We start from the raw sequence: 5920 nt of genomic DNA on the forward strand, positions 1-5920 counted from the left end.
GCGCCCATTTCCAGCGCCAGGATATGGTTCATGTCGCTGTCCAGCGAGGTGAGCAGAACAATCGGGCCTTGCCAGCGTCCGCGTAAATCGCGGCAGATAGTCATCCCGTCTTTGCCCGGCAGCATGATATCTAATAACACCAGATCGGGTTGAACGTGCAGGATTTTCTCCTCGGCCAAATCACCACGAGGTTCAAGGATAACCTCAATATCATGCCGGGCCAGATAGGCTGCAATCAGTGAGCCAACTTCGGGATCATCTTCAACAAATACGATGGTGTTCATATCATTCATTTTGAATATAAAACGCCAACATACACCGCCCCGGTTTTTCCTTCCATTAATCTTTTCTAAACAAGAACGCTTCCGTTATGCTAGAGGCTGATGTTATTGATGTGTTAAGGCAGAGTGATGGGACTCGTTATAAAAGCGGCGCTCGGTGCGCTGGTGGTGGTGTTGATAGGTTTGCTGGCGAAAACAAAGAATTACTATATTGCTGGATTAATTCCACTGTTCCCGACGTTTGCGTTGATTGCCCACTACATCGTGGCCAGTGAGCGTGGGATCGAGGCGTTACGTACAACCATTGTATTCAGTATGTGGTCGATTATTCCCTATTTTGTCTACCTTGTTTCACTGTGGTATTTCACCGGTTTTATGCGCTTACCTATCGCGCTCGGCGGTGCAGTAGTGTGCTGGAGCCTGAGCGCGTGGTTGCTGATCTTTTGTTGGATCAAACTGCACTAACGCAGATGGCGCCCGCCATCAAGGGCAAAACTACGTCCGGTGACAAAACAACTGGTTAGTAGGTAGTCAATTAAATCAATGACCTCTTTTTCACCAGGCGCGGTTTTCATCAGTGATTTGTTTAGTGCCTGCTGGCGATACTCTGCATCGTCGCCCTCGTTAAACAGGATAAGTGAGGGGGCAATCGCGTTCACTTTCACTTCCGGTGCCAGTTTGCGCGCGAACGAGCGGGTCATATTATCCAGCGCCGCTTTGCTGGCAGCATAAGCAATGTGTTTGTCGCTGCCACGCTCCACAACATAATCCGTAAAATGAATGATGTCGCTGGCTGCGTGCCCATGACCGCGTAGCAATCCTTCCAGCGCGTGGTTGAGCAGGTAGGGCGTATTGACGTGGATCTGCACCATACGTGACAGTACTTCGCTAAGCGGTGTGCCGGGTTTTTCGGCGACCCAGGCGCTGGCATTATGCACAATGGCGCGCAAGCCATCCGTCTGCGCTTTGACCTCATCAGCAAAGGCCAGTACGCCTTCATCCGTGGAAAAGTCAGCCGGGATACAAATCGCGCCCGCTTCTCGCAGGCCGTCAATGGCAGGATAGTGAGTTCGGTAGCTGACGATAACTGGCTGTTTTTGGTTCAGAAAGTGCCATGCGACGGCGAGGCCGATACGACGACCACCTCCGGTGATAAGAATTGGCAAAGGAGGTTTTTTACCCATTGTTATACTCAGGCTCCGTTAAAAACAGCATCTTACAAGAAAAAGGGTGTAAGTGGTGTAGTGATCAGTACAAACTCATGTGTACACAGTAGCACACAGGAATAAAGTCGTTGGGGTTTGTTACAGCATCCTGATTTAGCGGCGAGCACATTTTAGTCGGGCTATAGTCGAAGGAGTAATAGAGAGAGGGGGATTAACGTAATAGAATGATTAGTCATTAAAAAAGGGAACCAGAAAACAGGCTCCCCATTGTAGCTATGTTTTCCTAAGCTCTCTCAGTTTATCCATTATTTTATTGAATTCTTCTGTGAACTTTCTGTGATCTCTTTCTTCTGCTTCTTGCATAATACGAGCGGCTTCAAGCCTTCTTGCTTCAATCAATCTTTGTTCTCGTTCTTTAATCTGAATCTTCAATCTCTGTTCAAATTCTGATATGTCGATAGAAGCAACAATCACCGGATTCTCTAAGAGTTGGTAGAGTGGGGAAAATAAATCTGAATACTGATCTACAGCGTCTTCTGGCGGTGGTGAACGATAGAAGGTTAAACCTTTTCTCCATCGTGATAGTTGTGCATAGTTCAGCTTAGGTTTCTTGCCTGTGCCTTCATACGCCTCTTTCACAGCATCTAACACAGCGGCAGGTTTTACGTCCTTGCTTATCTTTAACGCTTCTTTCATTCGGCGTTCTTGTGGCTGTGTGCTGTCTCCGAGTAAGATCAGATTTACGTTCTTCATTGTCTACCCTTAAATGATTAAGGAAGCATGATAATACACACAGCCTCTTGTGTTCAATCTGATGGCTTCCAATTAGGAAAGATAGCCATCATCATCTCTATTGCTTTCTGTTTTGCCCGTGTTGCTGCCTTCTCTGCAAAGGCTTTTAGTTCAGCTTGTGATTCTTCTTCGATACGTTCGACGATACCCGCAAAAATGGCTTTCTGATTGTCCTCAGAAGCGATAGAAGCAATAACCTGATTTTGTTGCTGTGACGCTCTCAGTTCCGCTGTGAGACGGGCAACTTCTTCCTTTAGCTTTTCTTCTGTGCTCTTACTGGGGGACTGCTGAAATCGTGCGGGAATTTCTCCGAGATCATCGGCGAAAAACTTGTTTAACCATCGCTCTTGTAAACGGCAGCCAGCAGATGCATTTAACCATTTGAGGAAAAAACGGAGATTTACATGACCTTCTTTTACAGCAAGGCGTAGCTTTTCTAATTCAATACCACGCTGAACAGAGACACCTGCTTCATTGTTTGGCTTCTTGAATGGTTCAAGATCAATAAGTTTTAGAAAATCTGCTGCTGTTAAAACTGACATAATTATTTCCTCTAAAAAGGCTGGATTGCTCCAGCCTCATTTAGTTTAGATATTCCAATACAAGATGACACTATCACCGAGTTTATCGTTATACACGGTAGTCGCTGGAGTGGCTGGGGTAATCGTTGATGCTGGAACAACGTGAACCACGACAGGAGGATTTACAGGCGTCGCAGGAGTCAGAGGAGTTACGGGTACAACGTGTACGACAACAGGAGTTGGTTGTGGCGGAGTGATATCGGTGATTGTTTTCACTTCACCCGTTTTCAGATTTTCTGCCTTCTCTGCATAGTGACTAGGGCCATATGCCCCAACAGTTGCTATGCCAAGTGAGTTGACTGAAGTTTCGATTGCATAACCATCTTCTTTAGCTACGCCCTTAGAGAAACCATACCCAACAGTCTCATTTCCAACATAACCACGAAGGTGAGTGATTGTGAGATCACCTTCTTTCACCATAACATTATGAGTACGCATGGTTGGTGCAATCACTGTTGATGCTACACGAGTCAGGTCAGCATTTTTGAGCGCGTGGGTAGTTTTCACTGCGTTGGATACATCGTTGTATGCAGTGACTGTACCAATAGCCTCATCACCTTCTTTAGTGCCGTGAATCGACAGGCCGCCAACACCTTCAACATAGCTATGATCGGAGAAATGCGTTACATCACCGTTCGTCACGTCAACCGTGTGGGAACGCATTTCAGGCGACACAACAGTTGATGCTGTTTTGGTCACACCATCACGAGTAACTGTTGAGGTACGAACCACACCTGTTTCTTGACTGATTGTGGTTGTCGCAGAATATTGTTCATTAACACCGTTGTAGGCAATGTTTTTAGTAACGACACCATCTTTCACACTGATGGAACGTGTCGTGTTATCTGCAATGGGGTGATCGCTCATATTGATGGAGCCTTTAGAGAATCCTGTGAAGCCACCACCTGCATTCATGCGCTCCGCAAAGTGACCACCAAACGAATGACCACTAAAAGCATGACCAATGTTACCACCATGGCCATGGCCACCAAAATTGTGACCGCCCATACCTCCATGGCCACCGTGACCATGAGCAAAAGCAGACATTGGAAGAACTATTAATACTGCAACCACTGATTTCTTAAACATTTTAATACTCCATTTAGGATTAATAGGGGGTGTCATCATTAATTCTTTATTTATCATTTTGTTTGTCCTTCAATGACTAAATACTGCCGACTACATAATTAATCGATGCAGTAACAGCTATTAATAAACCTTTTTTATTTCCGACATAATTGACGAGGGGAGTGTAGCTGGTGGGACCAGCGCACGGGTTGCATTATCATCAAACACAAATACCAACACAACTGCATGATAAACTCAACACAAGATAAAGCACAAATAGTTAATTGCGTGATGATTAATTGTTCTTTTATTTATCCATATATTATGATGTGTATGTGTTCGTTAAGTGTTTCTTTTTTATCTTTTATCAATATGAAAAGTGAACAAAGAATTGAGAAGGTTATGATGTGTTTCTGTATGTTATGTTGTGATTCATAAGAAGATAAAGCAGGTGATCGTGACTGACTGTTGCGCCGTAAAGCAGTTTGCGATTGTGAAGTGTAGAAAGAATAACTCGAACTCAATAGGGGGATCACACCTTGTGATGAGTCATCATCTGGAGAGCCGTGATAAGCGCTTCACACGCAGCAACAAATAGTGTGGGGGCAAGCATGAAGGGAGAGCGATTATTTTCGATTAATCAGCGTTAACCATGATATCCCGATAATCCTTTATCAGGATATTCATAGTCTGATATTTTCCGAAGCCAGCGATGGGTATAACGTTAGCCTATCAGCATCCAGGTAGCTGGCACAGCAGCAACAAGCAACAGGCCGATCAGCGCCATCTCCTGGCGTTTTAATACGTTTTCATGCGTGTGCGTTTTACGGGCATAAAGGAAAACCAACAGCCCTGGCGCATACAACACTACAGACAGCAGCAGATGCATCGGACCTGACGCATACAATAACCAGATGCCATAAATACTCGCACCGATACCGACAGCCTTATGAATCGGACGGGTGGCAATTTTTAACAGAAATGCGCCGACCAGCAAATAGGGCACCAGAATCATCTCTGAGGCGATTGTCAGTAACGTATTGTAGTCGGAGCCTGTGAGCCAGATTAGCACAAGGCAGATTTGTACACAGATGTTGGTTAACCACAGCGATGCCGATGGCGCACCCTGTGCATTCTGTCGCGCAAAAATACGCGGAAACGCTTTGTGCGTGGAGGCGAGGAACGGCACTTCCGCCGCCATAATCGTCCAGCTTAAATAGGCACCGCACACGGAAACAATCAGACCCGCGGCAATAATAATTTCGCCCCATGGCCCCATCATTTTAACCATCAGACCGGCCATTGATGGATTGCGGATCTCTGCCAGTTCTGGCCGCGCGACAACGCCGAGGGATAGCAGGGTGACTAACAGGTAAACGCCCAGTGCGGCGAGTACAGCTAACAGCGTGGCGCGACCAACATCGCGTTTATTTCTGGCGCGGGCAGATACCACCACCGCGCCTTCCACACCAATGAAAACCCACAGGGTGATGAGCATGGTGTTTTTGACCTGCTCCCAGACAGGCACGCCCAACGCGACGCCGGTAAAATCGAGAGTAAAGGTGTCGAGCTTAAACAGCATGAACGCCAGCACGATAAAGAGGCCTAGCGGCAATAGTTTTGCCAGAGTAGCGACCAGGTTAATGCTGGCCGCGGTTTGTACTCCCCGCAACACCAGAAAATGGACTATCCATAACAGTACCGATGCGCCGACAATCGACTGCCAGGTATTACCGTCGCCGAACAGACGTAATTCCGGTGTGTCGGTAAAGAAACTGAGCGCAGAGAAGACGATGACCAGATACGAAACGTTAGCGATAACAGCGCACAGCCAGTATCCCCACGCAGAGCAGAAGCCAATCAACTCGCCGAAACCTTCACGTGCATAGGTGAAGATACCGCCGTCCAGTTCAGGACGGATACGCGTCAGGATCAGCATGGCAAAGGCGAGCAAAAGAATACCCGCACCGGTAATCGCCCAACCAATCAGTAATGCAGCCGGGCTGGCTACTGCCGCCATATTTTGTGGCAG

7 protein-coding genes are annotated in these 5920 nt (G+C 46.8%); 1 reads left to right on the forward strand and 6 read right to left on the reverse strand.

What is annotated here, in order from left to right:
• Window positions 1-284, reverse strand: a 284-nt coding sequence (locus FDW94_RS24355) for a response regulator (RefSeq protein ID WP_249358565.1), incomplete at its 3' end; no start/stop codon positions are given.
• A gap of 126 nt (window positions 285-410) precedes the next feature.
• Between FDW94_RS24355 and FDW94_RS16010 the strand changes: the two genes are divergently transcribed.
• Window positions 411-746, forward strand: a complete 336-nt coding sequence (locus tag FDW94_RS16010) for a GlpM family protein (RefSeq protein WP_008784705.1) — start codon at window positions 411-413, stop codon at window positions 744-746.
• On the opposite strand, the gene folM is transcribed toward FDW94_RS16010, so the two are convergent.
• The 5 genes from folM to FDW94_RS16035 all read right to left on the reverse strand — a co-directional run.
• The gene (folM, locus tag FDW94_RS16015) at window positions 743-1465 is read right to left on the reverse strand and encodes a dihydromonapterin reductase (protein WP_137377878.1); all 723 of its coding nucleotides are present in this window, start codon (window positions 1463-1465) and stop codon (window positions 743-745) included. The two genes, FDW94_RS16010 and folM, sit on opposite strands and share 4 nt — an antisense overlap.
• A 255-nt stretch (window positions 1466-1720) precedes the next feature.
• The gene (locus FDW94_RS16020; RefSeq protein ID WP_048235422.1) at window positions 1721-2200 is read right to left on the reverse strand and encodes a hypothetical protein; all 480 of its coding nucleotides are present in this window, start codon (window positions 2198-2200) and stop codon (window positions 1721-1723) included.
• 53 nt (window positions 2201-2253) lie between these two features.
• A complete protein-coding gene (locus FDW94_RS16025) occupies window positions 2254-2781 on the reverse strand; it encodes a hypothetical protein (RefSeq protein WP_079933999.1) in 528 nt (175 codons plus the stop codon).
• A 45-nt stretch (window positions 2782-2826) separates the two neighbouring features.
• Window positions 2827-3966, reverse strand: a complete 1140-nt coding sequence (locus FDW94_RS16030) for a hypothetical protein (protein ID WP_137377879.1) — start codon at window positions 3964-3966, stop codon at window positions 2827-2829.
• A 646-nt stretch (window positions 3967-4612) separates the two neighbouring features.
• On the reverse strand, window positions 4613-5920 hold a 1308-nt coding region (locus FDW94_RS16035; RefSeq protein WP_249358567.1), incomplete at its 5' end, for an amino acid permease.

This window comes from Citrobacter sp. wls757 (assembly GCF_005280935.1).
GTDB lineage: Bacteria > Pseudomonadota > Gammaproteobacteria > Enterobacterales > Enterobacteriaceae > Citrobacter > Citrobacter portucalensis.